Annotated in this window: 13 protein-coding genes; 10 read left to right on the forward strand and 3 right to left on the reverse strand. The window is 43.3% G+C overall.

Annotation, left to right across the window (positions count from 1 at the left end):
• Positions 1-44 precede the first annotated feature (44 nt).
• The 10 genes from R4Z09_RS05575 (at position 45) to acnA (ending at position 12,100) form a co-directional block, all read left to right on the forward strand.
• Positions 45-1,205 (forward strand): acyl-CoA dehydrogenase family protein, encoded by a 1,161-nt coding sequence (locus tag R4Z09_RS05575; protein ID WP_338451353.1) that lies wholly within the window; start codon positions 45-47, stop codon positions 1,203-1,205.
• 29 nt (positions 1,206-1,234) lie between these two features.
• Positions 1,235-2,041, forward strand: coding sequence for an enoyl-CoA hydratase/isomerase family protein (locus R4Z09_RS05580; protein ID WP_338451354.1), 807 nt, complete (start codon positions 1,235-1,237; stop codon positions 2,039-2,041).
• Positions 2,007-3,470: an MmgE/PrpD family protein gene (locus tag R4Z09_RS05585; protein WP_338451355.1), complete on the forward strand. Its 1,464-nt coding sequence runs from the start codon at positions 2,007-2,009 to the stop codon at positions 3,468-3,470. Before R4Z09_RS05580 ends, R4Z09_RS05585 begins: the two co-directional genes overlap by 35 nt.
• Before the next feature lie 34 nt (positions 3,471-3,504).
• Positions 3,505-4,338 carry a fumarylacetoacetate hydrolase family protein gene (locus R4Z09_RS05590; protein ID WP_338451356.1) on the forward strand — a complete coding sequence of 278 codons (834 nt, stop codon included), beginning with the start codon at positions 3,505-3,507 and terminating at the stop codon, positions 4,336-4,338.
• A 66-nt stretch (positions 4,339-4,404) separates the two neighbouring features.
• Positions 4,405-4,623 (forward strand): aspartyl-phosphate phosphatase Spo0E family protein, encoded by a 219-nt coding sequence (locus tag R4Z09_RS05595; RefSeq protein WP_338451357.1) that lies wholly within the window; start codon positions 4,405-4,407, stop codon positions 4,621-4,623.
• A gap of 145 nt (positions 4,624-4,768) precedes the next feature.
• Entirely contained in the window at positions 4,769-5,908 is a 1,140-nt protein-coding gene (locus tag R4Z09_RS05600; protein WP_338451358.1) for a cupin domain-containing protein, read from the forward strand.
• A 31-nt stretch (positions 5,909-5,939) separates the two neighbouring features.
• Positions 5,940-7,127 (forward strand): FAD-dependent monooxygenase, encoded by a 1,188-nt coding sequence (locus R4Z09_RS05605; RefSeq protein ID WP_338451359.1) that lies wholly within the window; start codon positions 5,940-5,942, stop codon positions 7,125-7,127.
• 134 nt (positions 7,128-7,261) lie between these two features.
• Positions 7,262-8,473 carry a CoA transferase gene (locus R4Z09_RS05610; RefSeq protein ID WP_338451360.1) on the forward strand — a complete coding sequence of 404 codons (1,212 nt, stop codon included), beginning with the start codon at positions 7,262-7,264 and terminating at the stop codon, positions 8,471-8,473.
• 15 nt (positions 8,474-8,488) lie between these two features.
• On the forward strand, positions 8,489-9,427 hold the full coding sequence (locus tag R4Z09_RS05615) for a hydroxymethylglutaryl-CoA lyase (RefSeq protein WP_338451361.1): 939 nt from the start codon (positions 8,489-8,491) through the stop codon (positions 9,425-9,427).
• Positions 9,428-9,451: 24 nt separating this feature from the next.
• Positions 9,452-12,100, forward strand: coding sequence for an aconitate hydratase AcnA (acnA, locus tag R4Z09_RS05620; RefSeq protein ID WP_338451362.1), 2,649 nt, complete (start codon positions 9,452-9,454; stop codon positions 12,098-12,100).
• Between the two features lie 100 nt (positions 12,101-12,200).
• Here the strand turns inward: acnA and R4Z09_RS05625 are convergent, their stop codons facing one another.
• The 3 genes from R4Z09_RS05625 to R4Z09_RS05635 all read right to left on the reverse strand — a co-directional run bounded on the left by R4Z09_RS05625 (position 12,201) and on the right by R4Z09_RS05635 (position 15,966).
• A complete protein-coding gene (locus tag R4Z09_RS05625) occupies positions 12,201-13,595 on the reverse strand; it encodes a hypothetical protein (RefSeq protein ID WP_338451363.1) in 1,395 nt (464 codons plus the stop codon).
• Positions 13,596-13,761: 166 nt separating this feature from the next.
• On the reverse strand, positions 13,762-14,820 hold the full coding sequence (locus tag R4Z09_RS05630) for an AbrB family transcriptional regulator (RefSeq protein ID WP_338451364.1): 1,059 nt from the start codon (positions 14,818-14,820) through the stop codon (positions 13,762-13,764).
• Between the two features lie 183 nt (positions 14,821-15,003).
• Positions 15,004-15,966, reverse strand: a complete 963-nt coding sequence (locus tag R4Z09_RS05635; protein WP_338451365.1) for a VOC family protein — start codon at positions 15,964-15,966, stop codon at positions 15,004-15,006.
• Between the last annotated feature and the right edge of the window lie 54 nt (positions 15,967-16,020).

The raw sequence follows: 16,020 nt of genomic DNA on the forward strand, positions 1-16,020 counted from the left end.
ACAAATATTAGATAAACTAACGATACGATATGGAGGAATAAAAAATGGATTTTGAATTTACTGACCTACAGAATGATATTCGCGCAGGAGTGAGAGAAGTTTGTTCACGGTTTGATTTAGATTATTGGAGACAATCCCATGAGGAACATACCTATCCAACAGAATTTGTTAAAGCCATGAGTGATGCGGGCTGGTTAGGGGCACTGATTCCGGAAGAGTACGGCGGCTCAGGGTTAGGTTTTACAGAGGGAGCGATTATCCTAGAAGAAGTCAACCGATCTGGCGGTAACTCTAACCAGGTTCACGCTCAAATGTATACGATGGGTGCACTTCTCAGACACGGAAGTGAGGAGCAAAAACGCAAATATTTGCCGCAAATTGCGGATGGTTCCTTGAGATTGCAAACGTTTGCTGTTACAGAGCCGGATGCTGGTACGGACACAACTAAAATTAAAACCTTCGCTGAGAAAAAGGGAGATCGTTACATAATTAACGGACAAAAAATCTTTATCTCACGTTTCAACAACACGGATTTAATGCTGCTTCTAGCTCGTACAACACCGCTTGACAAGGTAGAAAAAAGAACACATGGCATCAGCTTATTTCTGATTGACACTCGTGAGGTTGGTACCGGTATTGAATCAACGAAAATCTCGACGATGCTAGGCGGGGACACGAATCAATTGTTCTTCAATGACCTTGAAGTACCTGAGGAATGCTTAATCGGTGAAGAAGGAAGAGGACTTTACTGCGTAATGGACGGAATGGTGGCAGAAAGGATTCTTGTATCCGGTTCCGCACTTGGTAATGGTAAGTGGTTTATTGACCAGGCAGTTAAGTATGCGAACGAGCGTGTTGTATTTAACCGCCCAATCGGTCAAAACCAAGGCATCCAGTTCCCGATTGCACAAGCCTATATGGAGCTTCAAGCTGCGGAGGCGCTTATGTATAAAGCAGCAACTAAATTCGATAACAAGCTACAGGCTGGTGCTGAAGCAAATATGGCGAAGTACCTGTGCTCTGAGGCTGCTTACCATGCGGCTGAAGCGTGTATGCAAACGCACGGCGGCTATGCTGCAGCAAATGAGTACCACATCAACCGTAAGTGGATGCAAGCAAGAATGATGAAGATTGCTCCAATCTCTTCGAATCTAATCTTAAGCCATGTAGGTCAGCACGTATTGAAAATGCCAAGATCATATTAAGAGAGATTCAAGAAAGGAGAGCGATTTGTGTGACTATAGTAAAAGAATCCTACGAAATGTTGAAGGTTGAATATAAAGGAGAAAACAACGAAATTCTGGTTGTTACGCTCAATCGACCTGAAGTAATGAATGCGATGAATACTCAAATGCTCGAGGAAAGGCTAAGGCTTTTCCGCGAGGAGGCCTACAACGAAGATTTAAGATGTGTTGTCATCACCGGTGCAGGAGAGAGAGCGTTCAGCACCGGAGGCGATTTAAAAGAACGCAATGGAATGAGCGACGGCACATGGAAACGACAGCATCATATCATTGAGGACTTGGTCCTAATGACACGGGATTTCCCGGTACCAGTTATCGCTGCTGTGGAAGGCTATGCCCTTGCCGGTGGCTGTGAATTGGCGCTGTCAACTGATTTTATCATTGCTTCAGAAACAGCTGTTTTCGGCTTATCGGAAGCACTAAGAGGAATTTTACCCGGTGGCGGAGGCCTGCAAAATCTAGCCCGGGCAATCGGGGTACGTAGAGCCAAAGAGCTTATCTATACTGGCCGAAAAATTGACGCGGCATTAGCATACGAATGGGGTATGGTCAACCGAGTCGTTTCCAAAGGAAAAGCGTTGGAAACCGCACTTGAATTGGCAGCCAAGATTGCAGACACCTCCCCAATGGCAGTAAGAGCGGCTAAAGTTTCGATTAACAAAGGATCTGAAACAGATTACCATACTGCCTACGCGCTGGATATTGCAGCATACAACCAGTTGGTGACATCACAAGACCGGTTAGAGGGAGTGGCAGCTTTTAATGAAAAGCGAAAACCAAGATGGAAAAATCAATAACTTGATGACAAAGCTCACTGCCTTTATTACGGAAACATCCTATGAAAAGCTTCAAGAGGATATGGTGGAATTAGCCAAGCGGGCAATCATTGATACAGTTGGGGTGGCATTGGCCGGGTGGAATGAAGTTGCCGTAGAAAAGGCTAAAAAGGTATATGTTTTACAGGAGAACGGGCAGGTTGGTGTCTCCTCTCTTTGGGGAGAGCCAGTGAAGGTGGATTGCGATAAAGCAGCCATTATTAATGGAACGGCTTCACATGTGTTGGATTATGACGATGCCTCGGTAGGTGTCGTCATCCATCCAAGCGCTCCGATTCTGTCTGCGATAACGCCTCTTGCCGAGAAGCTTAAAAGCTCGGGTAAGGAAGTCATTACAGCTTATAGCATTGGTACGGAGGTCATGATCCGGATTGGGCAAGTGATGGGGATCCGGCATTATAATCTCGGCTGGCATGCAACCGATACATTGGGCACGATTGGAGCGGCTGCTGCTTCCTCCCATCTGCTTCATCTCAATGAAGAGCAATGCTCCCATGCCATTGCCATTGCTGCATCGATGACCGGAGGGCTGCAGAAGAATTTCGGTTCCATGACCAAGTCGTTGCATGTTGGATTATCGGCATCACACGGCATTCAGGCAGCAATTTTAGCTGAGCAGGGATTTACAGGGAATAAGGATATTTTTGGAAAAAGAGGATTTTTCATGGCATTTAGCGGTGGGGCTGACGAAGATGAGCTTCAAAAAGCGATGAATTCCATCACATTCGGAGAGCCTTACGATATGCTAGAAGGACTATCTGTTAAGAAGTTCCCTTGTTGCTTCGGTACGCACCGCTTTATCCAAGGCGCTCTAGATCTTAAAGACGAGCATCAGTTGAGCTTAGAGGATATAGAAAAAATTGTCCTTCAAGCACAACTGAGAAGTCTCTTGCCTTTAGTTCATTCACGACCAATAACAGGATTACAAGGAAAGTTCAGTGCGGAATATACCGTACTGGCGGCGTTAGCCGACGGACATGTGAGGTTGAGCAGCTTTGAAGACAATCAAGTGCTCCGTGCAGATATTCAGAAGCTGCTTCCTGTGGTCAAGGTGTTGGAATTGCAGGAATCTGAGGAAGACAAGCGACTTAATCGAAGATTAGCGATAGAAATTAGAATAAAAACAAAGAATGGGCAAGTATATGAAAAAACGGTTCAACACGCACCAGGCTCCAAAGAAAAACCACTTAGTGAAGCAGAGCATCGTGAAAAGTGGGTAAGCTGCTTGAACCATTATGCCCAGTTTTCACTTGAACATGGAAGCATGGGGAACATCGCTCATGAGCTGTATGATCAAGGTTTACGAATCGACACATACACATGCTTCAGTGATTGGATAACCGAGATACACAAACAATTGAATGATTATAAACCAAAACAGATGATTTGATTCAATAAGGGAATCAAGTGGAAGGAGTATCATAATGAAAATTGCATTGTTCAACGAAAATCGCGTAGGTGTTGTCGATGGCAGCAGTGTGATCGATATTACTGAACTAACATCTTGGAACAACGAGGAGCCGCAAGCCTCTCTAGTTAAGCTAATGGAAGACTTTGAGGCTTTGAAACCAAAAATTGAAGCAGGTTTAGAGTCTTGTCCTGTTTATCAAGTTTCGGATGTGGCGTTACGTGCCCCTGTCCCAAATCCGAGCAAAATCGTAGCAGCTCCTATCAATTATATTCTGCACAAACAAGAGATGAATACCGCTTTAACGGTAGACGGTCTCGGCTTTTTCCTCAAATCACCTTCTTCAATTATCGGGCCAGATCAAACGGTACTTCTGCCGTTCAGAGACCGAAGAGTGGATCATGAAGCGGAAATTGCTTTCGTAGTTGGTAAGGAAGCAAAGGATGTCAAGGCAGAGGACGCGTCTAAGTACATCTTCGGATATCTTGCTCTAATGGACATTACGGTCCGTGGTAAGGAAGATCGCCCATGGCGCAAATCCTTCGATACCTTTACACCAATCGGACCATGGATTGTGACAGGGGACGAAGTGGAGAACCCGAACCAACTGCAAATGAATCTATGGGTTAACGATGAAATTAGACAATCGGCTAACACAAGTGATCTCATTTACGATTGCTATAAGTTCTTTGAGGCGGCTTCCAGTGTCATGACGCTTCTACCGGGAGATATTATCACGACTGGAACACCTGAAGGAGTGGCTCCTATTACAAAAGGCGATACAGTACGTATTCACATCGAAAGAATCGGTGAATTTTCTGTACAGGTTGACTACAAGCCGGGCATTTAATTGATTATAAAATGAAATCATTATTCATTTTATAGATTGAAAGTTAACAAGAATGGAATGGTGACTATGAGAATTCATAAGACTTTTACAGAAAAAGATAGATTAGAAGATAGGATCAACTATTTGAGAAATGAAATGCTCCAATCTGCTGCAGCTACTGGTTTGAATAGTCACAGGACCATTTACTATAGTCAGAAATTAGATAAACTCATCACCATCTATCAAAAGCATTTTTATCATATGGACACGAACGAAAGAATGCTTCAAAACGATAAAATTATTTGAATATTGAAACACAAAAATAGCTTTAATATCTTGCTTTTAACAATACCATTTGTTTGATTTCATAAGAACGTTTTTATTTGAGTTTGCTCCATGTACTTATATGACTTTATTGTACTATACGTTATGACGAAAGTGGGGGAAGTAAATGTCGGAACATAAAGCAAAGAAACAATGGACACCGGAATTGCAGGAGTTCCACCAAGAGCTGAAGGATAAGAATATGGGCCCTTTATGGGCTTCCGTGTTCAGCTCATCTCAGCCAAAGCCTCGAGCGGTTCCTTATTTGTGGAAAAAGAAGTTGATTCTCGAGGCGCTTGACAAGGCTAAGGAGCTGCTTGCGGTAGGTACGGGTTCGATTGACCGACGAGCCGTGTATTTAGTTAATCCTGGGATGAAGCATTTAGAGCCACACGGATGGGGCGGGGCAACACAAACCTTGTATGCTGCCGTTCAAGCACTTAATCCAGGGGAAATCGCTCCATCTCACAGGCATATGACCTCTGCACTTCGGTTTATTATGGAAGGTCATGGTGCATCCGGCATTGTAAACGGTGTGAAATATCATTTCGAACCGGGGGATTACGTCATTACACCGGAGTGGACCTGGCATGATCATGTGAATGAAGGAAACGAAACAGTGCTATGGATGGACTGTTTAGATATCCCTTTCACTTCAGCACTTACAAGCTCCTTCTTCGAGTTGTATCCCGAGGAGCAGCAGCCCGTTGAATTTCCAGTAGATTATGGTACAAAGCGTTATGCGGGTGGTATGGTACGGCCAATTTCCGATCGCAAGCCTTCACCGGCACCTCTTGGACGATATACATGGGACTTGACGAAGCAAGCACTGGATGGGCAGAGTGAATTGAAGCCAGATCCATTCGATGGGTTCGCTGTAGAATATATCAATCCCTCTACGGGCAAAGATGCAAATGGAAGAGTCGGCGCAAGAATGCAGAAGCTGCCAGTTCAATATAAGGGAAAAGCACATCGCCATGTGCATAGCTCAGTCTATCATGTGCACAAAGGCAGCGGGTACACGATAATGAACGGTGTTCGATTTGACTGGGAAGAGGGCGACTTCTTCGCATTGCCGGCCTGGACATGGCATGAACACGTGAATACATCTGAAACAGAAGAGGCATTTTTGTTCTCTACGAATGATCTGCCAATTTTGGAGCCATTTGGCTTTGAACGAGAAGAAGCGTATACAGAAAATGGCGGTTATCAGGAGATCAAATCTGTTTTTGAGCCTAATCGATCAGATGTAATAACAATAGATTAGTAGAATCATAATAATAGATGGGGTGGTTGTAATGGGAGAAGTGAAAGAGGTCATCGTTGTTGGCGGCGGCATAGGAGGTTTAGCTGCTGCTTTAGGAATTGCAAAATTAGGAAAAAAAGTAACGGTGCTTGAGCAGGCACCACAGTTTGGTGAGGTGGGCGCCGGATTGCAGGTAGCTCCAAATGGCTTGCGGGCGCTTGATGCTTTAGGAGTACTGGATGAAGTCTATAAGCAGGCGGTGTTTCCTCGCCGTCATGTGTTCATGGACGCACTGAGCGGTAATGAGCTATCTGCCGTGCAATTTGGCGATAAATTCCGGGAGAGCTTCGGGTATCCATACATCGTTATTCATCGTTCGGATCTGCATAGTGTATTACTTAAGGCTTGTCAATCGTTAGAAAATGTTTCTTTCTTGACTAATCATCGCTTGGAGTCCATTAAGGAATTCGATGATTATGTGGAATTACGTTGTGAAAATGGTGCTGTACTTAAAGGAGAAACAGTAATCGGTGCGGATGGAATCCGTTCGATGACACGTAAACTAGTCAGTCAGGCAGATCCAGTTATCTCTAAGTATGTGGCATATCGCTTTACTGTTCCAATGTCAGAAATGACGATTGATATCGATTGGGATGAGAAATTAACGTGGATTGGGCCTGGAATTCATTTGGTTCAATATCCGGTACGTCATAAGAGTGTTATTAACCAAGTAGCCGTATTCAAAAGCTACAAATATAGTGAGAACTCTGATGATTGGGGAACAGTGGAGGAGCTCCATCAAATGTTTGCTGATAGCTGCTCTACTATTCAGGAATCTCTCAAGTTTGCAGACAGCGGATTAATCACAAAGCTGTTTGATATCGAACCGTTGGATAAATGGTCAACTAATCGCGTGACGCTTTTGGGCGATAGTGCTCATGCCATGCTGCAATATTTGGCACAAGGTGCTTGTCAAGCTCTTGAAGATGCCGTTTGTTTAACGGAAAAAATCCGGGAGAACGGTTCAAATATAGCCAAGGCATTGGACGAATACCAACAGGAACGCATTCCAAGAACAGCACAGGTTCAACGTGGAGCAAGGACCTGGGGAGAAATCAAGCATGCTGAAGATTCAGTTACAAGACTTCTTCGCAATACAATCATGCTGAATCGTTCGGCAGATGATTACACGTATTTGGAATGGTTATACAAAGAAAGAAAAAAGCTTACCACTGTTTAAAACAAAAGAAATAGGTTCAAATCTTAACTATTTAAAAGGCTATATTCCTTAAGCCATTCCTGGATATAGCCTTTACCTATACTTTTGTTGAAGAAAAATCAACTTATTATATAAATTCAAGGGCGTGATCATACATGAAATCTATTAAATCGAGAGGTCCCTTAGAGGGTATCCGCATTCTTGATCTGTCAACGGTTATTGCTGCCCCCTATGGTGCCGCACTTCTTGGTGATTTTGGGGCAGAGGTTATAAAAATTGAGATGCCAGAGGTCGGCGATCCATTGCGGAATCTAGGTCCCTATTATAAAGGGGAAGGACTAAGATGGCCGGGCATGTCTAGGAACAAGAAATCAATTACTTTGGATTTGCGTCAGGAAGAGGGCAAGGAAATTCTGCGGAAGCTGGTTAGCAAGTCGGATATGGTGATTGAAAACTTCCGGACGGGTACATTGGAAAAATGGGGAATCGGTTATGAGGACCTAAAGGAATATAATCCTGATTTGGTCATGATCAGGGTAACCGGCTATGGACAGACCGGACCATATTCACACAAAGCAGGCTTCGGCACCCCCGCAACAGCCTTCAGCGGGTTTACGTTTTTGCACGGATACCCCGATCGTCCGCCAATCAGTCCTTCTTTTTCTTTAACCGATTATGTCACGGGAATTTATGTTGCTTTTGCAGCGGTTACAGCCTTGTACCATAGGGATTGTCAAGATGAAGGGTCAGGTCAATACGTAGATGTCAGCTTATATGAATCTATGTTCAGAATGATGGAATTTTTGATCTCAGACTATGATCAGACCGGCAACATTAAGGAGAGATCACCAGGATTGAGCGGTCACTCAGCACCGGCCGGGAATTTCCTAACAAAGGACGGACATTGGATTATTTTAGTTACGAGCTCCGACAAGACCTTTGAACGTTTGGCAAAAGCGATGAACCGGGAAGATATGCTGACGGATAAACGCTATCATACTAACTCAGTCCGGTTGAAGCGATTTGATGAAGTAAACGGAATCGTCTCCGATTGGGTGAAAACAAAAACAAAAGATGAACTTCAGCATCTTCTCGACGCATGCGGCGTTCCGATGAGCCCAATCTACAGCATCAAAGATATTTTTGAAGATCCCCAGTACAAGGCGAGAGAAAATATTGTGGAGGTTGACCATCCAAGACTTGGAAAAGTTAAAATCCCTGGCGTTGTTCCGAAGTTTTCTGAAACACCTGGTTCCGTCAGACAAATTGCTCCGGATTTAGGTGAGCATAATGAAGAAATTCTAAAGAAACTATTGGAGTTGGATGAAGGAACCATTGCTAGTTTAAAAGAGAAAAAAGTGATCTAAAAGGAGTGTTCTAGCTTGGCTAATAAAGAGGTTACAATTACCGAGGTTTGTCCAAGGGACGGTTTTCAAGGCGTAAGTGAATGGATTCCAACGGAAGAAAAAGTCAGAATTATTAATCAACTAATTGATTGCGGCTACAAACAGATCGAGGTTACCTCCTTTGTGCATCCAAAAGCGATTCCGCAATTAAAGGATGCAGATGATGTATTGAAAAAAATCAAACGTCCGGCAGATGTGAAGCTGCGGGCACTGGTTCCGAATGTCCGCGGTTTGGAGAGAGCCATTGCAGCTGGTGTAGATAAGGTGAAGCTGATGCTGTCTGCTTCAGATTCCCATAGCATAAGCAATGCAAACTGTAAGACAGAAGAGGCATTTCAGAGGTTTGTACCGTTAGTTGAACTCGCTGAAAAAAGCGGCATGAAGGTAGGGGGATCAATTTCTGTTGCTTTTGGCTGCCCTTATGAAGGTGAAATTCCAGTTGAGCGTCTTGTGATGATCTGTGAACGTTATCGTTCCTTAGGAATTAAAGAGGTTTCACTTGCAGATACAACGGGTATGGCAAATCCAATACAGATTAAAAACAATGTTCGTGAATTAATGAAGAGATTTCCAGACTTCACTTTCTCCCTTCATCTTCATAATACAAGAGGCATGGCATTTGCTAATGCTGTTGCAGGATGGGAGGAAGGCATTGTTCATTTTGACAGCTCTGCTGGCGGATTGGGAGGCTGCCCTTATGCACCTGGAGCAAGTGGCAATATAGCCTCTGAGGATTTAATTCACGGCTTTGAGGAAATGGGGATTCATACGGGTGTTTCCTTAGATAAAGTGTTAGAGGCAGCCAAGGATGTCCAGCAGAGTCTACCAAAGTATGTAGACAGTTTCCTACTAAAAGCAGGCAAGTGTTCAGATTTATCCGCCAGCCCAAAGGCACAGCAAAAAGTTCAGTTATAGTTTGGGAAGAATGGAGGATTTCGATTGTATCAGCAAACTTTAAGTACTGCTTATGGATCGGTTCGCATCCACAGTTTGCAGTCGTTAACACAAAGAGGCATTGTGAATACGGATGACTTGCCTTTTACAATGAAGATTCTTCTTGAATCGCTCATGAGAAATCAAAGCCGTCTCGGGCTTACAGAGCAGGATTTAATCCAAGTGGCTAGAAGAACACGCTCCAATGAACCGGTTGAAATCCCGTTTTTGCCAACAAGAATCATTATGCAAGATGCATCGGGTGTTCCTGCATTAGTCGACATGGTGTCGTTTCGTCAGAGAATGATGGAGGAAGGAATCGATCCAAGCCAAGTGAATCCCGCTATTCCCGTTGATTTGGTTATCGATCATTCCGTTCAAGTTGATTATTCTGGATCGGAATCAGCTTTTTCAAAAAACCTTCAGCTAGAATATGAACGTAATCAGGAAAGATACGAGTTTTTAAAATGGGCGCAGCAATCATTTAAAGGCTTTCGAGTCATTCCGCCTGCCAATGGCATCATCCATCAAGTCAATTTAGAATGCTTAACAAAAGTCATTCAATTAACGAATCAGGATCAGGTGAGAACGGCACATCCGGAAATAATCATCGGTACAGACTCCCATACTACGATGGTGAATGCATTAGGCGTACTAGGTTGGGGAGTTGGCGGTATTGAAGCGGAAGCTGCCATGCTGGGTATCCCTGTTAGTATATCAGTGCCTGAAGTGGTGGGGGTTGAAATTACTGGGAAGCTGAACAATGGGGTCACGGCGACAGATGTTGCCTTAACGATAACCCAGCTCCTGAGGAAGCACAATGTTGTGGGCAAATTTGTAGAATTTTTTGGTCCCGGCTTAAAGAGGCTTTCTCTCCCAGATCGGGCGACAATTGCAAATATGGCTCCAGAATATGGGGCAACCTGCGGCTTCTTTCCGGTTGATGAAGAGACGTTAACATTTTTGCGAATGACTGGCAAACGGGATGAGGAAGTTGATCTTGTTGAGAAATATTGCAAAGAACAAGGATTGTTTCATACGTCAGAAACCGGCGAAAATAGAAGGGTGTATTCCGACCTTCTAACATTTGATTTACATTCAGTAGAAGCAAGTATTTCGGGTCCAAGGCGTCCGCAAGACAGAATGCCGCTTCGTGAGGTAAGAAAATCGTTTCCTAAATCCCTTTCTCCTATCCAATCTAACGGGATGAATACCGGGAGCGCCGAATTGAAAGATGGCTCCATCGTGATAGCTGCCATTACAAGCTGTACGAATACATCAAATCCCGTCAATATGATAGGTGCAGGACTTCTGGCCAAAAATGCCGTGGAGTATGGCCTAACCATTCCCAAGTCCATTCAGACTTCTTTGGCACCTGGATCGAAGGCAGTTACAGGGTATTTGCAAAAAGCGGGACTGCTGCCGTATCTGGAAAAGCTGGGCTTCTATCTCGCTGGTTACGGATGTGCCGTATGCGTGGGCAACAGCGGCAAGCTGGATGAAGATGTCGAAAAGGTCATTCAGGAGCAGGATTTGGCGGTTGCCGCCGTTTTAAGCGGAAACCGTAATTTTGAAGGCCGCATTCATCCTTTGGTTAAAGCAAATTATTTGGTCTCTCCTCCTTTGGTTATTGCTTTTGCTATCGCAGGAACGATGGATATAGATATGGAGAGCGAACCGCTGGGCCGAACTTCTCTGGGAAAAGAAATCTATTTAAAGGATATTTGGCCGAGTTCTGATGAAATTAACCGCAGTGTGAATTCCACAATCACATCCGAAGTATTTCGCGAAGCCTATGAACATGTATTTGATGGTGATGAGAGGTGGCAGAGTCTAGAATATGAGGATGCTCCGATTTTTAGATGGGATGATCGGTCCACGTACTTTAAAGCGTCGCCTTTCTTCAAATCGGAGATTAATGAACACCACCAGACGGGAGATATTCGCCAAGCCAGAGTCTTGTTAATGGTAGGGGATTCGATTACTACGGACCATATTTCACCTGTCGGACACATCCCGTATGACAGTTCGGCTGGAAAATACCTTATTGAACAGGACGTCGAACTAGCCGATTTTAATTCTTACGGTTCCCGCCGAGGAAACTATGAGGTACTTGTCAGAGGGACCTTTGCCCATCCAAGGCTAAAAAATAAATTTATTGATAAAACAGGAGGTTATACTCTCTATGTACCGAGCGGGGAAGAAATGGATGTCTATTCTGCATCTAGAAGGTACCAACAGGAACAGACGCCGCTCATCATATTAGCCGGCAAAGATTATGGAATGGGGAGTGCAAGGGATTGGGCTGCTAAAGGCACCTATCTTCTCGGTGTCAAGGCGGTTATTGCCGAAAGCTTTGAACGAATTCATCGCAGTAATCTGGCCATGATGGGGATTGTGCCTCTTCAATTTATGCCAGGAAAAAACGCGGAATCGTTGAATCTTACAGGTCTAGAGACTTATTCAATTCTCGGATTGAACGAGCCGCTAAGTCCGTACCAAACGGTGAGGGTGGAGGCCGTGAAACCAGATGGCTCGAAGACCACTTTCCAAGCAGTGCTGCGGTTGGATACGCGTATGGAAATTGAGCTTTATTTGAAAAGGGGTATTTTTCAAAGTATCTTAAACCAATGGGAAGAGAGATTGACAAGTTGACAGGTTTAAATCGCGTTATATGAAAAAAGGAGAACTTTCAACGGTTCTCCTTTAGTTTTGAAATAGGTTACAATTCTATGAAAAAATATATATAAAGTGATTATATTAAAAAAATGGCCACAATCGTTGTCACTACTAAACCAATGGTAACCGGCAGGAGGTTGCGGCGGGCAAGCTCAAATGGATCAACATTACAAATGGCTGCTGCCGGAATAAGTGCCCAAGGAACGAGTGTACCTCCGCCGACCCAAATGGCTGCAATTTGACCAAGTGCAGTTAACGTAGCAGCTCCGGATCCGATGGCAGTCGCGAATAAATTGGCGATGGATCCAGCTAGCGAAATACCGGAAAAACCAGATCCATCAAGGCCTGTAATCGCACCAACAGCCGTTAATGTAACAGCCGCGATTTCCTTGCTTAATGGGACAACAGAAGCAAGGGCAACGCCAAGGTCATTGACAATTCCATGGGACGATTCTGGTAAATAGTCGCCGATAATGGTGCTGAAACCAGAATCCCCTAAATAAAAGAAGGCAGCAATCGGAATAACAGGACCGAAGACTTTAAAGCCAAATTGGAACCCTTTGATTAAAAAATCGGTTGTTTGTTCAAGTCCTTTCGCTTTATAACCTGTGAGAGAAATCATAATTAATATAAAGACAGACGTTCCTCCGACTAAGGCTGTAGCGTCACCTCCTGTTAAATCAAGAATGGACATGGCAGCAACATCAATGGCGAAAAGAACTGGAATCAGAAAAGCGAAGAAACGTTTTTGATTAGTGGAAAGGAGAGTTGGTTGGGAGGTTGGTTGAACTTCTGTGACATTGGATGTGGCGGTTAGTTTACCGGATTTGATATCTCTTTTGAGAAAATAAAAGGCGCAGAGCGTTGTAACTGCTCCCATCACAATCACAAGGGGAATACTGGCTGATATCACCTCTTGAACAGGGATGCCTGCAGCATCTCCTGTCAGCTTAGGTGCTGCCTGAATAACAAAATCACCTGAAAGGGCAATTCCGTGGCCAAATAAGTTCATTGCCATGGCTACACCTAAGGCAGGAAGGCCCGCTCTGAGAGCTACCGGAAGAAGTACGGCACCGAGCAAAGCAACAGCCGGTGACGGCCAGAAAAACCAAGAGATAATCATCATGAGGATACCAATCGTCCAGTAAGCCAGTGTAGGATTGCGAATCAATTTTCTAAAGGGAGAAATCATGACATCGTTTATTCCTGTGGATGTTAAGGTATGACTCATAGCAACGATAATGGAAATGACAAGAATAGTCGACAGTAATTCTGTGATTGCGTAAATAAAGCTGTTAAAAACACTGCTGACGGAATGACTTATACCGCCTGTGGCAGTAATGGCAATGAGGAAGATCCCAACGATACAAACTATCGTCGTGTCTTTTCTCATTATCATAAAACCGATAATAAGAGCAATAAAAACAACATATATCCAATGAAGAGCTGTTAACTCAACCATTCCAAGCATAATCGCTCACCTCAATTCTTTTGATGTTAGAATATGAGAAATAGGGTGAATGGGTGAGCGCACAAAAACGCTCTATTTTAGTAGAGCGATTTTGGCAAAAAATGTTCACTATGTTACATATTAACGAATAATGGTCCGTAACTTCGCTCTTGGATTTAAGAACCTACTAACTTTTTGTGAATATGTCTTGGTCTAATTCTAACGGTCGTTTTTTTGCTGTAAACATATAGTAATATTTTAAGGCCGGCATAACAAACAGAAAAATAAATAAAAGCCTGAATATTTGGAAGACAGAAACAACCGAGATATCTGCACGAATCGCATCTGCCAGTAATACCATTTGATCAAGTCCACCAGGTGCTGTACTTAAAAAGCTTGTTGCGAACGAAAAGTCTAAAGTATGGGAAACGATAAGGCTAGTGCCGTAGGTTATGATAATTAAGCCAACGGAGCTTAAGATACCTGCTGCTAAATAGCGTAAAGGAAGCTTAATCATATGCGGCTTTAACATGAGTCCAATATGAGCACCAATTAACAGCTGTGCACCCTTCATGACAAGAGGCGGGACAGGTGCTAAGTCAAATGGTGCGAATTGCAAACCAATGACCAGTATAATAGGTGCTAAGAAATAAGCAATTGGCATTTTAAAGCATTTAGCAACATATGAAAAGCCCCAGGACAGTAAAAATAATAGGATTAGACTATATGACATAGGGATATTTGCTGCTGACTTGCTTACGATATGGCCTGAAACAATAAATGGAATGACCACAACGACTAATAGCAGACGCACAATTTGGAAATAGGTAATCGCTGCTAGATCGACATCCTTTTCTTCCTCTGCAAATAAAAGAATTTGACCTAATCCGCCTGGAATGGTCCCTAGAATCATCGATTTTAACGATAGTCTTGACCATTTACTTAATACAAACGCCAGCGCAATGGAACTGGCAATAAGGATAATATTTAAAAGAAACATATAGAGTAATAGGATACCAGTGCTTCTAAAAAGAGATAAGTTGAATTGTTCACCAATGGCAATTCCTACAATGACAATTCCAATATCTTGCAGTCTTGGCGACCATGATAATGCTCCTTTATAGAAAAATTGGGCAGTAATAATGGAAAATATAGGACCAAGCATCCAGGGAATGGGTATATGCAACAAGCTAAATACATATCCGCCAATGACAGCAAGCAGGAATACTTTTAATATGCCTTTCAAGAATAACACCCCCTTCTGAAATATTCGTTCAATCATCTTGCTAAGAAGAGAATGATTACTCTATGAACGGTCAGTAAGACTTCCACTGATGGAAGTCTTCTTTATCCGTCCCTTCACATAACGATCAGCATTCATTTTTGATAGAGAGTAATCAAAAGGAATGCTGATTGTGTGAACGCTGTGCTACGCTTTTACTGCTTGTATATTTACGTCGTCGCGTCGACGATCCCCCCAATAGGTAGAGCCGTTTTTCTGGTATTCCGCGTAGGTCCATTTAATAGGTTCCCAATCTGGCTCAAAGATGAGGTAGCTGTTTGTGAAAATCTCAACGCGCAGGCCGCTGCCCGGATCTTTCACATAAATAAACATTGCTTGAGAAATTCCATGTTTACCAGGTCCGACAAAGCTAACTTCCTGTTCACTTAAAATATCAGCTGTACGTAAAATGTCTTGAGCGTTATCCTGCCAGAATGCGATATGGTGCATTTCGTTTGGTCCAACAGAAGGTTTTGACATCATGGCTACATCGTGTACTAAATTGGTCACACTCATCCAGCCTACTACCTGTTTATCGTCGGAGTTTACTAAATATTCACGCAATTTAAAGCCTAATGTTTCTTGTAAATAGGTTACAATTAGGTGATTATCCATCGATGTTTGCAGATTGACATGGTCGATTCGACGAGGTGAAACACCTTTTGCCCATGCTTTATAGACTTGGTTTTTCAGCACGGATTTACGTCCTTCTTCTGCTTGTGGTTTTTCCATATCAAAATAAATTTCGAAGCGGTGTCCACTTGGTAATTCAAAACGGATGGCTTCGCCTTGACCTGCTTCTTCACCAGCAGCAATCCATCGTACCTCTGTTCCTGCATCCTCTAATAGACGGGCAAAATTTGCCACATCTTCCCGGCGTTTTGCTTTCCAGCCAATATGATCGATATAAGACGTTTCTCCGGCTGTTATGGAAAGGGTATGGTGCTCAAAGTCACCCCATGCACGTAAATAATGTGTACCATTAACCTCACGTGTTTCCTCTAAACCGATGATTTCTTTAAAGAACCATAATGATTTGTCTAAGTTCTCTGTTACTAATGCAACATGCCCTAATTTAGCAATTTCAGGCGCGTATATAAATTTTTCCATCAACTACACCTCTAAATGTTATAGATTGTTAACTGTCAGATTGAATCTTGCAAT

Origin of the sequence: Niallia oryzisoli, from assembly GCF_036670025.1 — a bacterium.
GTDB lineage: Bacteria > Bacillota > Bacilli > Bacillales > Cytobacillaceae > Bacillus_BD > Bacillus_BD oryzisoli.